Below are 18,678 nucleotides of genomic sequence, written 5' to 3' on the forward strand. Positions count from 1 at the left end.
TTATGAATCAGGTCGCTGACATTCTTAAGCTGGCAATCAAAGCTAAGCAACAGGGTATTGATGCTGTATTGGCAACGGTCGTACGTACTGAAGGCTCAGCATATCGCCGTGCTGGCGCGATGATGCTTATCTGTGAGGATGGTCGCTCAGTTGGGATGATTAGTGGTGGCTGCTTGGAGCCGCACATTATCAAACGTGCCTTCTGGCTTACTCGTAACGGTGCCAATGTGCAAGTTTATCAGACGGGTGATGACATTCAATATGCTGACGATGGCCAAGCGCAAGCAGGCGTGAAGCAAACTAATTCTGATATATATGATGGATCGGATAACGGTTTAAATGACGGTTTAGATGACGGTTTAGATGTCGGTTTAGATGAAGAGGACTTTGATGAGCTAAATTTTGGATTGGGCTGTAATGGGCGGGTGCATGTATTGTTTGAGCGACTAACGACAGCAACGCCATTGTTAGAGACAATCCGTAATGTTCGACGCACTCAGCAGCCGATTACTGTAGCGACTTTGATTCGTGCTAACGACTATCAGCATCAAGATTCTATAACGCAAAACAGTGATAAATTGCAAATTGGGATGCGTATTAATTTAGATGAATACCGCAGTTTGGGAAGCGTTTCTGCACTAGGGAAAACAGCTCTTTCCAGCATACTTGCCAATACTGTAGAAGAGTTAGCAGAATATAAGCTGTCTGATAAAAACGCCAAATATGTGACGGTGGAAAACGGCGAGGTAACAACAGAGTGGCTTGTGCAACGCCTGCAACCACAATTGCGTCTATTGATTTGCGGGGCAGGTAATGATGTGATGCCACTGGTGACCATGGCTAAACTACAAGATTGGCATGTGACAGTTGTAGATAGTCGCGCGCAATATGCGACGCGTATGCGGTTTCCTCAAGCAGACACTGTGATGTTGCTACCTTTAGATGATAGTGAATCTTTGCTTAAGCTAAGCAATAACGCAGCAGTTGCCTTGATGTCACACAGCTTGAGTCAAGATCGCGCGCGCCTAGCAATACTGCTCAAGCATCCAGACAATTATAAATACTTAGGACAGTTAGGGCCGAGCTATCGTACCGAACGCTTAATTAATGAGATTAGCATAAACCTTAGCAATCCTACTATGTTAGAAGCTGGTATTCATAAATTGCATTATCCGATTGGTTATAAGCTGGGCGGAGACGGCCCTGAGGCACTCGCGCTTGGCATCATGGCAGAAATAAATACGGTCATGCACAATAAAACTGCCTCAATAAGTGGCTCACACAGTAGTTTCTCAAATATCTCAGCGGTGAGTAGTGATACAGATGCCAATACTGTCCAGAGTGGCGTATGAGTAAGCGTGCATTTAGAGAAGGTGCTGAACATACAGAAAGTACTGAACAGCAGAGCCAAAATCATGCGGTTATTATCTTAGCAAGCGGCCTCAGTCAGCGTCTCGGTGAACCCAAGCAGCTACTCATTAAGAATGGCGAACCGTTGGTTACTTATATGACTCGACTGGCAACAACTACCAATCCGCAAGTTATTATAATTGTCATCCCTGATAATCATCATTTGATTGCTAGTACGATGACAGAGTTGGCTAATCAATATCCAACGGTTCAAATAGTGGTGAACTCGCAAGCTAATACTGGTATGGCGCACAGTTTGAGTCTGGGTATTGAGACAATTGCTGCTTTTGAATCGACTTCAATCGATCGAGTGCTCATCATAGGAGTCGATCAAGTATTATTAGATGAGCCACATTTAACGGCTTTGCTAGCGGGCGAGCAGCCAGTAGTAGCCAGTCGCTATCACAGCTGGCAACGTTTAGAAAAACATCAAAATCGAGATAAAACGGTATCTGATATCACAGGTCTACCTTTAGCAATTAACTATAAACTGCTGAGACAATGGCAGTCAGAATTGATAGGAGATAAAGGGCTTCGTTACCTCATTAGAGGGTTGCCCGCTGATCAAATAGGTGAGGTCGATAATGACCAACTTAGTTACGATATTGATACGCCCGAGCAGCTAGCATTTGCCAAACAAAAAGGCTGGCTTGATAGCTAGCATAATTAATTTAATTTATTTTGAACAGTATTCATTTTGAACAACGAAATGCGAGAGAGTAAAATTATAAATACGATAGAAACCGAACGACTGTACCTACGACAATGGCGAGCGAGCGATTTTGCGCCATTCGCTGAGATGAATGCTAACCCTGAAGTGATGGAATACTTTCCTAAGTTATTGACTACTTCCATGAGTAATACTATCGCCAAAAAATGCCAGTCGCTGATTGATGATAATGGGTGGGGTTTTTGGGCGGTGAGTCTAAAAGAGACAGATACTTTTATTGGTATGGTTGGGTTAAATCATGCGCATGCCGACATGCCATTTTCTCCTGCTGTCGAGATTGCTTGGCGGCTACATAATGACTATTGGGGATTAGGGTATGCGACTGAAGCTGCCCGAGCATCTCTGAATTTTGCCTTTGTTGAACTAGGGATTGAGGAAGTAGTTTCATTTACAGCAGTCATTAATAAGCGCTCACAACTGGTTATGGAGCGCCTTGGTATGACCAATACACAGAAGGATTTTTTTCACCCTATGCTTGAGTCTAATCATCGGCTCGCTGAGCATGTGCTGTACAAAATAACTCGGCAGCAATGGCAGGATACTGTGCTTACTTAATTGCATTGACGGCTGGCTTTTACTCTGTTTGGCTACTATTATCACGCGAAAACGTCAGAATATGCCCTTTAAATGGTAAGTCTAGGTAAGTCGTATTTTCAGGTTTTACATGCTTACTACTAAAGCCGAATTCAGTCATCTTGTTGGTTAGTTTGTTCTTGCGACCGCGACCAGGATCGACCACGATGACCTCGCAAGTCGGCATAGCATGACGGTCAATGAACTCAGCTAATATGTCAATGTGTTGGTCTTCATAGAGTAGGTCACTACCGATAATCATATCAAACTTACCAAGATGGCTATTGTCCTCTGCCCAATCTAAACGCTCAAAATTAATCTCTTTGTTATTATTCAGCGTGGTATTCCTATCAAGGAAATACTCAACCGTTGGATGATAGTCAGTCGCTGTGATGTCCGCATGCCTATGATTCAGTAGCAGACTAGAGAGCGCCATACCGCAGCCAACTTCCAAGATACGTTTGCCTGCAATATCGTAATCAAGCATATGATTGGCCAGCACCAAGCTTGACGGCCATATCACCCCAAACATCGGCCAAGAAGCGGAGCAAATGCCAAGTTTTAACGCTTCGTCATCAGGGTCACTAAATTGTTGATTGTCACGTAGTGTACAAATATGAATGTCGGTGTTGCCAATTTCAATCGTTTGATAACGCACGCGCACAGTGGTCAGCGAAGTCATAAACTGTCCTAAAAAATAAGCAAGAATGCAAGGTTTGGCAGGGGTTGCCGATTTCGGTAGGGTACAACGTTGAAAAAGATAATTAAAATGTTGGAAGCGGTATAGATGTTTGAATGATTAGAGATTTGTGGCAACTTAAGTCGTGGCAAGAAAATACTTAAGTATGTGAGGAGAGTATGACCTAAATTCTCACAAGTTATTGTTAATTCTGAGAGTATTGTTATTGCTGCGTAGAGTTGGCTGATATTAAAGAGTGATATAGATAAAAATGGTACGAAAAAGATTTATATGAGAATAAGCGGTGCGCTTGATTTTAGCTAAGCGCACTGCTTATGCTCGCGTAAAAGATTGAGATTAGGCATCATATCAGTCGATACAGTGGAATGAATTAAGCGAGTTAAATCAGTTAAGAAACCTCCTTAGTTAAGAAATCTCAATCCAGACGTTTTAAGTGCCCATACCAGCTCTACAAAGGCACGACTATTGGTCAGAGGTTCGCCATCGATGATGAGAACGTAGCCTGCATTGTCTATCCATAAAAACACAAAGCTGGTCTCAGGAATGAGTAGGTCGACCTGCTGAAAAAACGAGATGGCCTGACTCTCTACTGCCCACCCACGTTGCTTTTGGCGGAGCATAAAGCCTGAAAAATCAGCGGCGGCGACACTGAGCATGTCCGCTTCTTCTTGACTATAGCCAACTCGCGCTAAACAAAACCCTTCATCAGAGCCGATCGCGGCACGGCGTTTACCAGATAAGCTCGCCACGACATAAGGCAAAAACTGGTCCAATGGCAAGTTAGGCGCTGGTAAAAACAGTGACAGCTTTTCAATCCAACCTTTTTCGATAAAGCTCTGTAGCCATTGTTCAGAATAGCGCTGAAGCCAGTCAGCGGCGAGCAGTGTCTGATCATAAGATAGCAAATCCTGTAATGCCAACTGCTCATCAGTCGGTTCGTTCTGTGAAAACGCCTCAAAAATACCAGCTGGCGTCAGGGTAAGATAGGTTTTATCAGCATTTAAGTAAGAGGACATAGTAACTACCATTATGATAAAAGTGATTAATAAGTAACAAATTAAGCTTTCATATCGTTGAGTTCAAATAATTTCGGTACAAGGAAACCGAGCGTAAGTTATACATTATTATGCTTAGCGAGGATAACGATGTAGCGGATTTATGTGGATTTGACTATAGTTTGATCGAGATGTTGTTGGCAGTTGTCCCAGCGTGCATCGAACTGCCAATCACTTCTACCCAAGCGAAACCATACTAGCGAAAATGCGAGACGATCATTGCGCGCAGTACAATGGGCAAAAAACTCATTTTCGATTTGCTCAATCGTACCCCAGTCTTCGTCATCACGCGCTTGCATCAGCTCAGTGGTGATGTCTTTAGCGATTTCTCGGGCATCGTCGCTGCTGATACGCAGCCGTTGCTTTTGCTCATTGAGAGAAGGGGATATCAGCACACTCCAACGAGTGGCCAACATACTATTGCGCTGGATGTATCTTTTCTTATCAATGCAATCGCGAAAGCCTTGCTGGACATGAGGATACAAACGATCTTTGATACGAGTAAATAGGTTGTTTACATCATATGGGATATCAAACCAGCACCCATAAAAAAAGTCCGCTACAGCGCCTTGTAACGGCTCTTTCTCCGTCAACAGTAACGCTGCATTGATACGCTGCTCATGAAAGTGACGGTTGTTGGGTGCCAAAAATACTTTACGAGAGTAAAACCGCAATACTCGATGCGCGACTCTTTCATTTTCTTTGATCAGGTCTGAATCAGACATAATAATACCCTCCTGTCATCGCTATTATTACGACGGTGCTTGCTTCAGTGATAATGATGTCATACGACAAACGATGACTTCATTTCGCAAAATAGCGCTTGATATCAATACAATGATTGAGCGATTAGTCCAATAACGTTTGCATCAAATCAATCATAAATTCGGCATCTTCTTCGCTCATTGGCTCAAACCCTTGAGGCATGCCAAGCTCAGCCAAGGCCTCTTTACCATCTGCATCGTTGTGCAAATTCAGGATGGCTTCTAGGAAGATTTGTGCATCGGGAAAGTCTTCTTTAACAAGGAGTACATGGCTAATATCAGCCAAATCACTTTCGATAAGTACCGATAGCTGAGTCTTGGTCAAGCGTGAAAAGCTATGAAAAATCTCTGCCAAAAAGAACGCGACATGGGCTTCACCTTTGATGACTTTGCGGGCAGCCGCTTGATAGGTCTCGGTCACATCCCAGTTGAGATCAGACGCTTCTATATCGACGGCTTCTAGCAATCGCAAACCAATCAGTTTGACATCTCGGTTGTCAGCCATCGCGACATTAGCCCCTGCTTGAATGTCTTCCAAACGGCTGATAGTGCTATTGGCAGCGGCTGCAATGATCATTTCATCAGATTTACCGATAGGTCGCGCAATGGCTCGATAGCCTTGCTCTCGGATGAGAGTGGCTGCATCAAAAGGGTTGGCGTAAATAATTTGAATGTCACCAGCATCAATGACCTGCTCTTGCTCAGCGTGAGAGGCAGGAATATTGAGATGCATGTTTAAGTTGGCACGTTTTTGAATCAAGGTGTTGAACATGTGCCAGCCTGCAAAGCGATCAGGCGAAAAATCAGGGGCGATTAACATATTGTGTGTCGTCATGACTTAGCCTTCCTCATCTTGTTTCATTTGGGCATATTGAGTCATCGCCGCTTCAATTTTGCTGCGTGATGGTTTGCGTCGTACCGAGGTGTAGCCGACGGTTTCGCCGCGACGCACGTTAGGCACCACAGTGGCATAAACCCAATAATGACTGCCGTCTTTGCATAAATTTTTGACATAGCCATGCCATTTTTGTCCAGACTTAGCCGTACTCCATAAGTCTTTATAGGCGGCTTTTGGCATATCAGGATGACGCAAAATATAGTGCTGTTGGCCAATCAATTCATCTACATGATAGCCACTGATTTCGACAAAGGCGTCGTTGACGTGAGTGATGATACCGTCGAGATTGGTACGCGAGACAATCAGCTTACCGTCTGGGTAGGGGCGCTCTAGACCAGTATCATAGACAGTCCGTGAGGTGCCATCATGATAAGTCATCGTGATTTGCTCAGCAAGCATATCGGATTTGTGTGCATCAGGGATTGGAGAACCCATGGTCATCTCCTTCGTTAATCGTTATATCGTCAATCCTCTATAAATTGGATACGGTGTCAGCCTTGCTTAGCCTACTACTTGTAGTACTCTCACTCGGCTTCCTTGTATTCAAATTCTATTGAACCGACTATATTTATAGTAATTAAAAAGCTAATAAATTCGATAAGCAGTCGCTAATCAAATGAGCTTTGCCAACGCTTCTGAGGCACGCTTAATATCTAGGAATATCAAGCCAAGCTTGGCATTGGGTTTTGCCATGATGGTGAGTACGGCTTCATCGCCTGATGAGGTCATGATGACGTAGCCTTTCTCGCCTTGAATCATAATGCGATCAATACTACCGCGTGCCAACTCGCGTCCTGCACGATCACCCAATGATAATAATGCTGCTGACATAGCACCCACGCGATCTTCATCCACGCCGGTTGGTAGAGCTGAAGCAATCATAAGACCATCGTTAGAGATTAGCGCAGATGCTTCAACATCTGCTGATGAACTGTTTAAGTCTTCCAATATCTGCTGAAATGAATCTGTACGCATATCGCTTTCTCTATACTGTTTGTTAATTTTTATTTATGAACTATAGTTAGCCAAAAATAACCCTGTTTAAAAAAGGGTATTATAAATCCTTACTAATAATATTGATATAGTAAATCCCTATTTAAAGTGAGGTTATGAAGTTTTTTTTCTTCAATTCCATAAAATTTGCAACATTGTTATTAAAAAAGCCCCAATCACTCAATGATTGGGGCTTTTTTAATGACGATAAATAAAGGTAGGTTGATTACAGTGTCTCGCGCCATTGTCCTTGAACCATGATACCTTTGATAGGGTTTAAGCCCATCTGATAGGCCAAGTCAGCGGGACGAGCGATATCCCATAGCGCTAAATCGGCATCACAGCCAACCTCTATTTTACCTTTATTAGGTAGTCCTAGTGCCTGCGCCGCATAAACGGTCGAGCCTGCCAGTACTTCTTCAGGCGTGAGATAAAATAGCGTACAGCCCATATTCATCGTCAATAAAAGCGACGTTAACGGTGAGGTGCCAGGATTACAATCGGTTGAAATAGCCATAGGAACTTGATGTTTACGTAATGCCTCAATCGGTGGCAACTTGGTGTCACGTAGCGTATAAAATGCCCCTGGCAATATCACGGCAACGGTATTGCTAGCGGCCATTTTTTTGATATCTTCTTCTGACAAGTGCTCTAGATGATCGCTCGATAGTCCTTTATATTCAGCAACTAAGGCACTACCACCTATATCGGATAGCTGTTCAGAGTGCAGTTTGACTGGTAGATTTAATGAGCTAGCCACTTCAAACACTCGTCTAATTTGCTCTGTACTAAAAGCGATATTTTCACAAAAGCCATCGACTGCATCGACTAAACCTTCTGAGTGTAGAATGGGTAGCCACTCGCAGACTTGCTCAATATAGTCATCCGCACGGTCCTGCTCGTGAGACTTGTATTCAGGTGGTAGAGCATGCGCTGCTAGATAAGTGGTGCTCACATGAATGTCATATTTTTCGCCCAGTTGGCGAGCGACCGTGAGCATTTTGCGTTCAGTGTCCAAGTCCAAGCCGTAACCAGACTTAATTTCGATACTGGTGACGCCTTCTTTCATGAGCGCGACTAAGCGTTTTTCACTTTGGGCAAATAGCGTCTCAATACTGGCAGCACGGGTAGCACTGACCGTCGCGACAATACCGCCGCCTTGTGCAGCAATCTCTTGATAACTAACGCCTTGCAAACGTGCTTCGAACTCATTGCTACGATTGCCACCATAAACGATATGCGTATGGCAATCGATGAGTCCAGGCGTTATCCATTTACCATTTACATCCGTGATTTGGCTAGCTTGATATTTAGACAAATGAGCAGTGATTTGATTCTGTGTGCCAACCCAAGCGATTTTACCGTTTTTAATACCGATGACAGCGTTCAGTAATTGTCCATATGGGATGCTATCAGCGTGCTCATTTGTATCTACACATGCATCAATACCAAAACCATGCTGCGCTGAAAAAGTCGCAATATTGGAATTAATAATAATATGATCAAGTGATGTCATAGTAGATGCATCTAGCGTTTGTTCTATAGGATTTTTCGATACGGAGTTCTTTAATTCATTCATAATATGCTCCTAACTATTGGGAGGCTAATGTGTTTAAGCGCTAAGTAAATGCTGCTCTACAATAGTCGCTAGTAAGCGAGCAGCGACTTTGCAGCTACGACTGTCAATATCAAAGGTAGGGTTAATCTCAGCAAGGTCTGCCATTTTTACTTTGCCTGATGCCATGATGGTTTTGACCATACGCTCAACAAAACCAAGATCAATGCCGTAAGCAGCAGGTGCGCTTACACCGGGCACAACACTAGATGGCAAGCAGTCCATATCGACGGTTAAATATATGATATCGACCTGATCTACAAAGCTTTTGACCCGCTCAGCAAGTGTATCCCAAGGCTGATCATGACAGTCTTCATCACTAATGACCTGTACGCCCAATTGCTCGGCACGATCGAAAAGCGCCGCCGTGTTAGAGAACCGACTGACGCCAATGCAGCAATAGTGAAAAGGCTGATCGTGTGCATTAAGGTGCTCGGCAATTTGGCGAAACGGTGTACCGGAGGTCGCTACATCAGACTGACGAATATCAAGATGGGCATCAAAATTAATAATTCCGATAGTAGGCGCTGTGTTTGTGCTGACAGCTGTATCGCTTGTATTTTCTAACGCCTGCCATAATCCTAAAAAGCTACCATAAGCAATGGCATGACCACCGCCAAGCCCGATGGGTAGACCACCTTGTTTGATAACATTGCTCACTGCATCGGCATATTTGAGCTGAGCTTGCTCAAGAGAGCTGTCGGCAAAGCCATCATTATCATCACAATGAATGTCGCCAGCATCACCCAATAAGGTTGGTAATTGACCATCAAAACGTTGTTGCAAATCAGCGATGACTGGCAGCGTAGCAAAAGCTCGACGAATCAATGGCGGAGCAGCTCTAGCACCTACGCGGCCTTGATTGCGTCTGACGCCTTGATCACAGGCAAAGCCAATTAGTCCGATATGTTGTTTCTCGTAGGGCTGAGCAAGCTGATACCAATAGCGGGCACGTGCAGTCTCAAACGGCTCTGCACGTCCTGTCCACTGGCTCATATCAGCAGGTGTATGGCTAATGCGTGTGGTAGTCGTTGCTGTTGTTCTCGCTATTGTCATCGCTGCTCTCCGCACATCAATATTTATTTAGACTCATACCAATCGCTGCGTAGTGACTGCCAATGTTCAGCAAGCGTACCGTCTAATACCAACTGCTTAGCTGCTTCGATATCAGGGGCGAGGTAGCGATCTTTATCATAGAAAGTCACTTTCTCACGTAGTTTTCGATGCGCCACAGTCAACGGCTCTGACGTATCTAATCCACGATGAAAATCAATCCCTTGACCAGCAGCCAATAGCTCAATGCCGATGATGGTGGCAGTGTTTTGCGCCATCTCGTATAGGCGGCGTGCGCAATAGGTGGCCATAGACACATGGTCTTCTTGGTTGGCAGAAGTCGGGATACTATCGACGCTACCAGGGTGGGCGATAGATTTGTTTTCTGAAGCCAGAGCCGCTGCGGTCACATGCGCAATCATAAATCCTGAGTTTACCCCAGCGTTATCAACCAAGAATGGCGGCAGACCACCTGACAGCGTCGCATCGATTAGCAAAGCGACACGGCGCTCAGACATCGAGCCAATCTCAGCGATAGCTAACGCTAGAATATCTGCGGCAAAAGCCACTGGCTCAGCATGGAAGTTACCACCTGATATAGCAACTGGCCCATCTTCGTTATTAAAGATAAGTGGGTTGTCTGTCACCGCATTAGATTCGATGAGTAGCGTTTTCCCTGCTTGGTTGATGATATCAAGGCAAGCACCCATGACCTGCGGCTGACAGCGTAGGCAGTAAGGGTCTTGCACTCTATCGTCTTGCTCACCGTCATGTGAGGCACGGATAGCACTGCCTTTGATGAGTTGACGATGTGCTTTGGCGATTTCGATTTGACCATGATGGCCACGTACTTCGTGAATACGCGCATCAAATGGTGAGTCTGATCCTTTGGCCGCATCAATCGACAGTGAGCCAACAATGGTCGCAGTCTCAAGCAAGTCACGCGCTAAGAAATAACCACGTAACGCTAGAGCAGTTGAGACTTGCGTACCATTGATAAGCGCGAGGCCTTCTTTAGCTGCAAGAGTAATAGGCTCAAGTCCATGCTGTGCTAGAGCGTCAGCAGCAGGTACTTTTTTGCCAGCAACAAACACATCGCCTTCACCCATCATCGCAAGTGTCATATGCGACAAAGGGGCTAAGTCACCAGATGCGCCAACTGAACCTTTGGCTGGGATATTGGGTGTGATTTGATTATTGATTAAGGCAAGTAAACTATCAACTACCTCGCGGCGTACGCCGGAAACGCCTTGCGCCAGACTGGCAACTTTCATTACCATAATCAGTCGTACTACGCCGGCAGGAAGAGCTTCACCAGTACCCACTGAGTGAGAAACGATTAGGTTACGCTGAAGTAGCTCAAGCTGATCATCACTGATACGTGTCTTAGCAAGTAGGCCAAAACCAGTATTGATACCATAAGCGCTTTTGTCTCGCGCAATGATGGTACGTACATCTTCATGCGAGGCATCTATCGCCTCATAAGCGCTCTCAGGCAACGTCAATATGACAGGCTGCTCGTAGATATCACGTAGCATCTTAAAGCTAAGCTGGCGAGGATGTAGGGTTAGTTGTTTGATATTGCTCATAAGGGTAATCCTAGTGTTGTAAGCGGGGTTAATTATATTATTTTTAAGGTATATCGTTGTGAGGGTAAGCTGTTTGGGCGCTTTTAGATCATTTAATGTATCTTCTTTGATGTCATTTTTATTAACCAATCCAGTTCATATACAGCGCCAATTGTCCAAACGCTGCGGCTAGCAAAATACTAAAAACCACGCGCTCGAACCAAATAATGACCATTTTGCCAACAGAGACAGGAATTTCAGTGGCAAGCACGCATGGGATCATGGCTGAGAAGAACAGCACACTGCTAATGGAAATGACCCCTGCAACATAGCGTGTCAGAATATCTGCCTCACTTAGTAATAATGCTGGCAAGAACATCTCAGCCAATCCCGCTGACATTCCTTTGGCAGCGACGAGCGGTTCTGGTAAGCCGCCAAGCCATGTAAAGGGATAAAGAAGCAAACCTAATGCATCGAATACGTGTGTATATTTTGCTAATAGTAATCCTGTTAAGCCGACAGCGATGATAGATGGCACAATGGCGGCTGCCATCGTTAGGCCATCACGAAAGTTAGACCACAAGATTTGTTTGAGGTCAGTGGCACGGCGTGAAGTGGATAATCCCAAGTCAAACGCAGCTGCTAGCCGTGTACCATGTTTATGGTCTAAAGCGGGACGTTCAACGCTATCATCAAAGAGACTAATAGGCGGAATACGAGCAGTAATCGCAGTGACAATAAAGGTAATTACCAATGTAGACCAAAAGAACACATTCCAGAACTCCATCAGACCAAGCGTTTTGGCAACAATAACCATAAATGCCGCCGATACAGTCGAAAACCCGGTCGCAATGATAATGGCTTCACGCGCTGAATATTGCTTTTGCAAGTACACACGATTGGTGATGAGTAAGCCAATGGAGTAGCTGCCGACAAAGGAAGCAACAGCATCAATCGCTGATGAACCTGGGGTTTTCCAAATAGGTTTCATAATTGGCTGCATGAGCACACCAACCATTTCTAGTAAGCCAAAACCAACCAAGAATGCTAATATCAACGCCCCAAGCGGTACAATCATACCGACTGGTAAGGCCAGTTTTTCAAACAGAAAAGGCAGCATGTCCTTTTCCATCATAAAGGCAGGCGCTATGTCAGCCACATACATCACTGCCAACATCAGACCGATGATCTTGAAAGTCGTCATAATCATGTGAGTGATATTTTTACGCCATGAGCCATCGATAAATGGCTTACTCACGCCATAGAGCATGAGTAAAAACAATAGCGTAACGGACAAAGTATGCTGCTGAGTCACCAGATAGGTCGCACCATGATCGAACAAAATCGTGCTTTTCTCGCCAATGGTAAATGGCACAAAAAACATCACCAAACCGATCGCACTGAATACGATCAGCTGTATTAATGCAATAGGGGTTGATAGTAGTTTTTTCGATGATGTCGTTGTAATTTCATCGTTCAGACTAGATGTCGTATTTTGCTCAATCATATTATCCTCCTTGATAAGACGCCGATTATGTCCTTATACCCAGCTACAGCGTATAAGAACAAGGGACAAACTATTTGACCATTGGCAAATTTAGACCATAGTCTTTCGCTGTTTTAATCGCCAACTCATAACCTGCATCGGCGTGACGCATAACCCCTGAGCCGCAGTCATTGACCAGTACTCGTGCTAAGCGTTTGGCTGCGGCGTCAGTACCATCCGCGACGATGACCATACCTGAATGCTGCGAGTAACCCATGCCAACGCCGCCGCCATGATGTAGTGATACCCACGTCGCGCCGCCTGCCACGTTCAGCATACCGTTTAATAACGCCCAATCAGATACGGCGTCTGAGCCGTCTTTCATACTCTCTGTTTCGCGGTTTGGACTGGCGACAGAGCCCGTATCCAAATGGTCACGACCAATAACGATCGGGCCTTTTAGCTCGCCGTTTTTGACCATTTCATTAAATGCCAAACCTGCTTTATCACGCTCACCAAGACCTAGCCAGCAGATACGAGCAGGCAAGCCTTGGAACTGAATACGTTCCTTTGCCATATCTAACCAGCGATGGATATGTTTGTTTTCAGGGAATAGCTCTTTGATTTTTTGATCAGTCTTATAAATATCTTCTGGATCGCCTGATAACGCTACCCAGCGGAAGGGGCCTTTACCTTGGCAAAATAGCGGACGAATATATGCAGGGACAAAGCCTGGGAAGTTAAAGGCATCTTTGACCCCTTCATCAAAAGCGACCTGACGGATATTATTACCGTAATCAGTCGCTGGAATGTCCATCGCTTGTAAGTCTAAAATCGCTTGGACGTGTACGGCACAAGACTGAGCAGCGGCTTTGGTCAGTGCTGCATGTTGCTCTGGATCTTCTTGAGCAGCTTTCCATTCTTCGACCGTCCAACCGCTTGGTAGATAGCCATTGATCAAGTCATGCGCTGATGTTTGATCGGTAACCAAATCAGGCTTCATGCCACCAGCATTAGCACGCTTGACCATTTCAGGTAAGATATCTGCGGCATTACCAAGTAGGGCGATAGAGACAGCTTCGCCAGCGTCAGTATGTTGTTTGATCAGCTCATAAGCGTGGTCAAGATTATCTGCTTGCTTATCGACATAACCAGTACGTAAGCGGAAATCGATACTAGACTGCTGACACTCGATGTTTAACGAAGTCGCCCCTGCAAAAGTCGCGGCTAGTGGCTGCGCGCCGCCCATACCGCCCATACCAGCGGTCAAAATCCAACGACCCGCCCAGCTACCGTCATAATGCTGACAACCCGCTTCCACAAAAGTCTCATACGTACCTTGGACGATGCCTTGCGTGCCGATATAAATCCAGCTACCTGCAGTCATCTGACCGTACATAAATAAGTCTTTGCGATCCAACTCGTTGAAGTGCTCCCACGTTGCCCAGCGAGGCACAAGGTTGGAGTTGGCAATCAATACGCGTGGTGCGTTTTCGTGTGTTTGAAACACGCCGACTGGCTTACCAGACTGTACTAGCAACGTCTCATCATCTTCTAACTCTTTTAGCGATTCTAGGATTTGATCATAGCTTTCCCAGTTGCGGGCTGCACGCCCGATACCACCATAGACGACTAGGCTTTTTGGGTTTTCTGCCACATCAGGATGGAGATTGTTTTGCAACATGCGATAAGGGGCTTCGGTCAGCCAGCTTTTGCAATGTAGCGTGCTACCGGTAGGCGCAGCAATATTACGGCTCTCATCGCGGCGAGTCAGCTTAGTCTCTTTGTTGGTTCCGTTGTCAGTAGTCATGATCATATCCTTGTGATAGCGAATAGGGCGATAAAGTCATCAAAGTAAGTGTCTTACAGTCAGTCTAGATATTTATTTACTAAGCATTTATCTACTACTAGGCGTTCATCTAAATTCATAAAAATATCGAATCGATAAAACAAATTTTCTAGCACTGCTGTAAAGTTGTATATACAAATTATCAAAGATACTTTTTTCATGCAAGGTTTTTTTTCGTGAGCTGATTATTTTTGTTATTCACTTAGCCGATTTAGATAACATCGAGTGAGTTGAAAAGCGCCCTAGTTAATACTGAACGCTCAGACATTTTGACTAAGGCTTGCACGGTGGTCTCGTGATATTATGTGGTCATTCCTATTAGCAAAACTGACGGTCAAGGCGGATATGACAAAGACGATTCCGGCGTATCAACGCATAAAAAACGCCATACTAGACAATATTCATTCTGGTAAGTGGCAAGCGGGCAACGCAATTTCGACAGAAATGGCACTGGCTGAAGAGTTTGGTGTGTCAAGGATGACAGTCAACCGTGCGCTAAAAGAGCTGAGCGAGGAGCGGGTACTAGAGCGTCGACAAGGGTCAGGGACGTTTGTTGCGCAGCAGCAGTTCAACCATACGTTTGTTGAGGTACGCAACATCGCTGAGGATTTGAAGTCGGCCAATCGCGACTATGAGGCACAGGTCGTGAGTAAGCGTGCTATTACGGCTGATATGCTCGATAATGAGCTGCGTCGTAAGTTTGGTATTGATGAAGAGTCTGTGATTGATAAAGGGACTGTACCTGTTAACACAAGCGCTCGGACAGACGCCAAGGATGAAGCTGTCCTGTATGAAGTAAAAATTATTCACTTTGCCGATGGTCAGCCCATACAGTTTGAAGAACGCTGGGTCGATGCCAAAAAAGTGCCGAAGTTTATCGATCAGGATTTTAGTGTGGTCAATACCAGTGATTACTTAATTGCCAAAAGTCCTCTAGAGAGTGGTAGCTATACCATCCGAGCATTGGCAGCCCCTGATGAAATAGCTGAGTTTTTGCAAATTGCGCCGCAGTCACCAACGCTTGTGCTGCGTCGACAGACCTATTCAGCTGGCCAAGTCGTTACCTTTGTCAAAATGTGGCATGCAGGTGATCGCTACCAGTTTTCGGGTGAGTTGTAGCAGATATAGTCAAGCCTATACAAATCCGATACATCGTCATCCTCGCTAAGCATACTAATGTATAACTTGCACTCGGTTTCCTTGTATCGAAATTATATTGAACTGACTATAGCTTACGTATGCTCACTGATTTTGTACGTTTTTCTGTCCAAAGTGAGATACTATATCCATAAGCTGCTATTTAATAAGATAGCAATTGCTCTTACTTAAAGTCGTCAGAATATTTGAACAATCGTTAAAAATTAAAATATAATATAGAAACAGTATTGAAAAATAGCCCAAATAGCCTCAAATCGGGCAACCAAAGCCGAATATCATAGAGGAGCTTATATTGTTCTTCTGTGTCGGCTTGCCCTATTTATTAGCACCGTATATTTTATTAGTGCTGTGTGTCTTATTAACATTATGCGTTTTTACTTTATTCATTCACTCTTATAAGGACGTCTTATGAAACGTCGTACTCTCTTAGCCCTTGCCGCCAGCACTATGTTCCTTGCCGCTTGTGGTCAATCTACTACCAACGAAGCCGATACCAGTGCAACTGACAGCGCTGCAACAGGCGGTTCTGATTTGCTACAACGTATCAACAACGGCGGCACTATCAACGTCGGTACAGAGGGGACTTATCCTCCGTTCACGTATCATGATGAGAGCGGCAAACTAACGGGTTATGATGTTGAAGTAACGCGTGCAGTCGCGGATAAACTGGGCGTAGACGTTGAGTTTAAAGAAACCCAATGGGATGCGATGCTGGCTGGTTTGGATTCAAAACGTTTTGATATGGTGGCTAACCAAGTCAGTTTGACCACGCCTGAGCGTAAAGCAAAGTATGACAAAGCAATGGCTTATAGCTGGTCAGGTGCGGTTGTATTGGCACCTACTGATGACAACCGTTATAGCTCGTGGGAAGGTCTAAAAGGTTTACGTACTGCGCAATCACTTAGCAGTAACTACGGTGAGCTTGCAGAGCGTTATGGTGCAGAGATCGTTCCTGTCGATGGTATGGCACAAGCGATTCAATTGGTTAAGCAAGACCGTGCTGACTTTACGATGAATGACAATCTAGCCGTATTAGATTATCTCAAAAAATTCCCAGATTCTGATCTTGAGATTAAATTAACTGCACCTGCTAGTGAACAAACTGGTTCAGGTCTAGTGCTTATCAAAGGTGATGATGAAGTTGTAGCAAAACTGGATGAAGCGATGGCTGAATTGGCGGCTGAAGGCACACTTACCAAGCTTAGCGAACAGTTCTTTGGTGCTGATATAAGTCAACAAAAATAATGCCAGTTTCTATCATGTCAGCTTCTGTAATGTCTACATCATGGTTCGCGGACTTATTGGCAGTACTGCCATTTATGAGTCCTGATCGAGCGCAGATTGTCATCTCGTCGTTTTGGCCAATGCTCAAAGGCGGTATCTATTATTCGATACCGCTGGCATTGATCTCATTTGCGATTGGTATGGCCATTGCACTAACAGTGGCATTGATTCGTATCATTCCGCGTGCCACTTGGTTCCATGAAATCATTTATCGGCTCGCTCGTGTCTATGTGTCCGCCATTCGCGGTACACCGATGCTGGTTCAGCTGTTTATTATTTTCTATGGTCTGCCAAGTGTTGGGGTGAAGCTTGATCCCTTTCCCTCAGCGATTATTGCATTCTCATTGAACATCGGTGCGTATGCATCAGAGACAGTGCGTGCTTCGATTTTATCAATACCAAAAGGGCAGTGGGAAGCAGGCTCGACGGTTGGTCTGACGTATCTACAGACTTTCCGTCATGTAATTTTACCGCAGGCGCTTAGAGTGTCGGTGCCGCCGTTGTCTAATACCTTTATCAGTCTGGTAAAAGATACCTCACTTGCTTCACTGGTACTGGTCACTGAGCTGTTCAAACAAGCACAAATTATCACGGCTCGTAACTATGAGTTTATGCTGGTCTATACAGAAGCGGCGATTATCTATTGGGGTATCTGTCTGTTCTTGACCTTTATCCAAGGCAAGCTTGAAACTCGGCTAGATCGCTATGTGGCAAAATAAGCTACGTAGTAAAATAAATTATGGCTCAATAGACACGCCCTAGCACAACAGGAATTTTTATGATCAAAGTCACTAATATTCATAAAGCCTTCGGTGGAAATCAGGTGCTAAAAGGCATCGACTTGACCATCAATAAAGGCAAAGTGGTCGTAATATTAGGACCTTCAGGATCGGGTAAAACCACCTTTTTGCGTTGTTTAAATGCGCTAGAGATTCCTGATCAAGGTGTGATTGCTTTTGATGACGATAGCTTGAGCGTCGACTTCGCGACTAAGCCAAGTAAAAAAACGCTATTAGCCTTACAGCGTAAGTCAGGTATGGTGTTTCAGTCTTATAACTTGTTTCCACATAAGACAGCCATTGAAAACTTGATGCTTGGGCCTACGGTCGTACAAGGGCAGAGCAAAGCACAAGCCCGTGAGCAGGCATTGGTACTACTGGAGAAAGTTGGACTGTCGGACAAAGCAGATCTCTATCCGTTTCAGCTATCTGGTGGTCAGCAGCAGCGTATTGGTATTGCCCGTGCGCTGGCTATTGAGCCATCATTGTTACTATTTGATGAGCCAACTTCTGCGCTTGATCCAGAGTTGGTACAGGATGTGCTTGAGACGATGAAGCAGCTAGCCTCTGAAGGTTGGACCATGGTTGTAGTAACTCACGAAATCAACTTTGCTCGTGACGTTGCCGATCATGTTGTTCTGATTGAGGATGGTCATGTGGTTGAAGAAGGCAGTGCCAAGCAGCTGTTTGAAGACTCAAAGCATCCTCGTACGCAGGCATTTTTGCAACGTATTGAGCAGTAAAAACGTTTGTTTTTGCGTAA

At 44.8% G+C, this 18,678-nt stretch carries 18 protein-coding genes; 7 read left to right on the plus strand and 11 right to left on the minus strand.

Annotated features, from left to right (window positions below; translation table 11 throughout):
- Window positions 1-2 precede the first annotated feature (2 nt).
- The 3 genes from Q0788_RS07685 to Q0788_RS07695 are packed head-to-tail and all read left to right on the plus strand — an operon-like array spanning window position 3 to window position 2,695.
- Window positions 3-1,352, plus strand: coding sequence for an XdhC family protein (locus Q0788_RS07685; RefSeq protein ID WP_298809273.1), 1,350 nt, complete (start codon window positions 3-5; stop codon window positions 1,350-1,352).
- Window positions 1,349-2,071 carry a nucleotidyltransferase family protein gene (locus Q0788_RS07690; protein WP_298809275.1) on the plus strand — a complete coding sequence of 241 codons (723 nt, stop codon included), beginning with the start codon at window positions 1,349-1,351 and terminating at the stop codon, window positions 2,069-2,071. The genes Q0788_RS07685 and Q0788_RS07690 overlap by 4 nt, the downstream gene beginning before the upstream one ends.
- A gap of 48 nt (window positions 2,072-2,119) precedes the next feature.
- Entirely contained in the window at window positions 2,120-2,695 is a 576-nt protein-coding gene (locus Q0788_RS07695) for a GNAT family N-acetyltransferase (RefSeq protein WP_298809278.1), read from the plus strand.
- A gap of 19 nt (window positions 2,696-2,714) precedes the next feature.
- On the opposite strand, the gene Q0788_RS07700 is transcribed toward Q0788_RS07695, so the two are convergent.
- From Q0788_RS07700 to hutU, 11 genes are all read right to left on the minus strand, one after another.
- Window positions 2,715-3,395 carry a histidine kinase gene (locus Q0788_RS07700; RefSeq protein WP_201607575.1) on the minus strand — a complete coding sequence of 227 codons (681 nt, stop codon included), beginning with the start codon at window positions 3,393-3,395 and terminating at the stop codon, window positions 2,715-2,717.
- Between the two features lie 419 nt (window positions 3,396-3,814).
- On the minus strand, window positions 3,815-4,429 hold the full coding sequence (locus tag Q0788_RS07705) for a hypothetical protein (protein WP_298809281.1): 615 nt from the start codon (window positions 4,427-4,429) through the stop codon (window positions 3,815-3,817).
- 140 nt (window positions 4,430-4,569) lie between these two features.
- Window positions 4,570-5,193, minus strand: coding sequence for a hypothetical protein (locus Q0788_RS07710; protein ID WP_298809283.1), 624 nt, complete (start codon window positions 5,191-5,193; stop codon window positions 4,570-4,572).
- A gap of 124 nt (window positions 5,194-5,317) precedes the next feature.
- Window positions 5,318-6,067 carry a PhnD/SsuA/transferrin family substrate-binding protein gene (locus Q0788_RS07715; RefSeq protein ID WP_298809285.1) on the minus strand — a complete coding sequence of 250 codons (750 nt, stop codon included), beginning with the start codon at window positions 6,065-6,067 and terminating at the stop codon, window positions 5,318-5,320.
- Between the two features lie 3 nt (window positions 6,068-6,070).
- Window positions 6,071-6,565 (minus strand): PAS domain-containing protein, encoded by a 495-nt coding sequence (locus tag Q0788_RS07720; RefSeq protein WP_298809287.1) that lies wholly within the window; start codon window positions 6,563-6,565, stop codon window positions 6,071-6,073.
- A gap of 177 nt (window positions 6,566-6,742) precedes the next feature.
- Window positions 6,743-7,105 (minus strand): roadblock/LC7 domain-containing protein, encoded by a 363-nt coding sequence (locus Q0788_RS07725; protein ID WP_010201036.1) that lies wholly within the window; start codon window positions 7,103-7,105, stop codon window positions 6,743-6,745.
- Window positions 7,106-7,349: 244 nt separating this feature from the next.
- A complete protein-coding gene (gene hutI, locus Q0788_RS07730; RefSeq protein ID WP_298809593.1) occupies window positions 7,350-8,639 on the minus strand; it encodes an imidazolonepropionase in 1,290 nt (429 codons plus the stop codon).
- A 96-nt stretch (window positions 8,640-8,735) separates the two neighbouring features.
- Window positions 8,736-9,794, minus strand: coding sequence for a formimidoylglutamase (hutG, locus tag Q0788_RS07735; protein WP_298809289.1), 1,059 nt, complete (start codon window positions 9,792-9,794; stop codon window positions 8,736-8,738).
- 23 nt (window positions 9,795-9,817) lie between these two features.
- On the minus strand, window positions 9,818-11,380 hold the full coding sequence (hutH, locus tag Q0788_RS07740; protein ID WP_298809292.1) for a histidine ammonia-lyase: 1,563 nt from the start codon (window positions 11,378-11,380) through the stop codon (window positions 9,818-9,820).
- 121 nt (window positions 11,381-11,501) lie between these two features.
- On the minus strand, window positions 11,502-12,866 hold the full coding sequence (locus Q0788_RS07745) for a YjiH family protein (protein ID WP_298809294.1): 1,365 nt from the start codon (window positions 12,864-12,866) through the stop codon (window positions 11,502-11,504).
- A 70-nt stretch (window positions 12,867-12,936) separates the two neighbouring features.
- Window positions 12,937-14,655 carry a urocanate hydratase gene (hutU, locus tag Q0788_RS07750; RefSeq protein ID WP_298809295.1) on the minus strand — a complete coding sequence of 573 codons (1,719 nt, stop codon included), beginning with the start codon at window positions 14,653-14,655 and terminating at the stop codon, window positions 12,937-12,939.
- Window positions 14,656-15,039: 384 nt separating this feature from the next.
- Here hutU and Q0788_RS07755 point away from each other — a divergent pair, with 384 nt between their 5' ends.
- The 4 genes from Q0788_RS07755 (at window position 15,040) to Q0788_RS07770 (ending at window position 18,658) form a co-directional block, all read left to right on the plus strand.
- Complete coding sequence (locus tag Q0788_RS07755) at window positions 15,040-15,813, plus strand: UTRA domain-containing protein (RefSeq protein ID WP_298809298.1); 774 nt, start codon at window positions 15,040-15,042, stop codon at window positions 15,811-15,813.
- Between the two features lie 447 nt (window positions 15,814-16,260).
- A complete protein-coding gene (locus tag Q0788_RS07760; protein WP_296208476.1) occupies window positions 16,261-17,097 on the plus strand; it encodes an amino acid ABC transporter substrate-binding protein in 837 nt (278 codons plus the stop codon).
- A 14-nt stretch (window positions 17,098-17,111) separates the two neighbouring features.
- Window positions 17,112-17,855: an amino acid ABC transporter permease gene (locus tag Q0788_RS07765; protein WP_057762590.1), complete on the plus strand. Its 744-nt coding sequence runs from the start codon at window positions 17,112-17,114 to the stop codon at window positions 17,853-17,855.
- Between the two features lie 59 nt (window positions 17,856-17,914).
- Window positions 17,915-18,658, plus strand: coding sequence for an amino acid ABC transporter ATP-binding protein (locus Q0788_RS07770; RefSeq protein ID WP_057761251.1), 744 nt, complete (start codon window positions 17,915-17,917; stop codon window positions 18,656-18,658).
- Window positions 18,659-18,678: the final 20 nt, after the last annotated feature.

It is taken from the genome of uncultured Psychrobacter sp., from assembly GCF_947500265.1.
In the GTDB taxonomy this organism is placed as follows: Bacteria; Pseudomonadota; Gammaproteobacteria; order Pseudomonadales; family Moraxellaceae; genus Psychrobacter.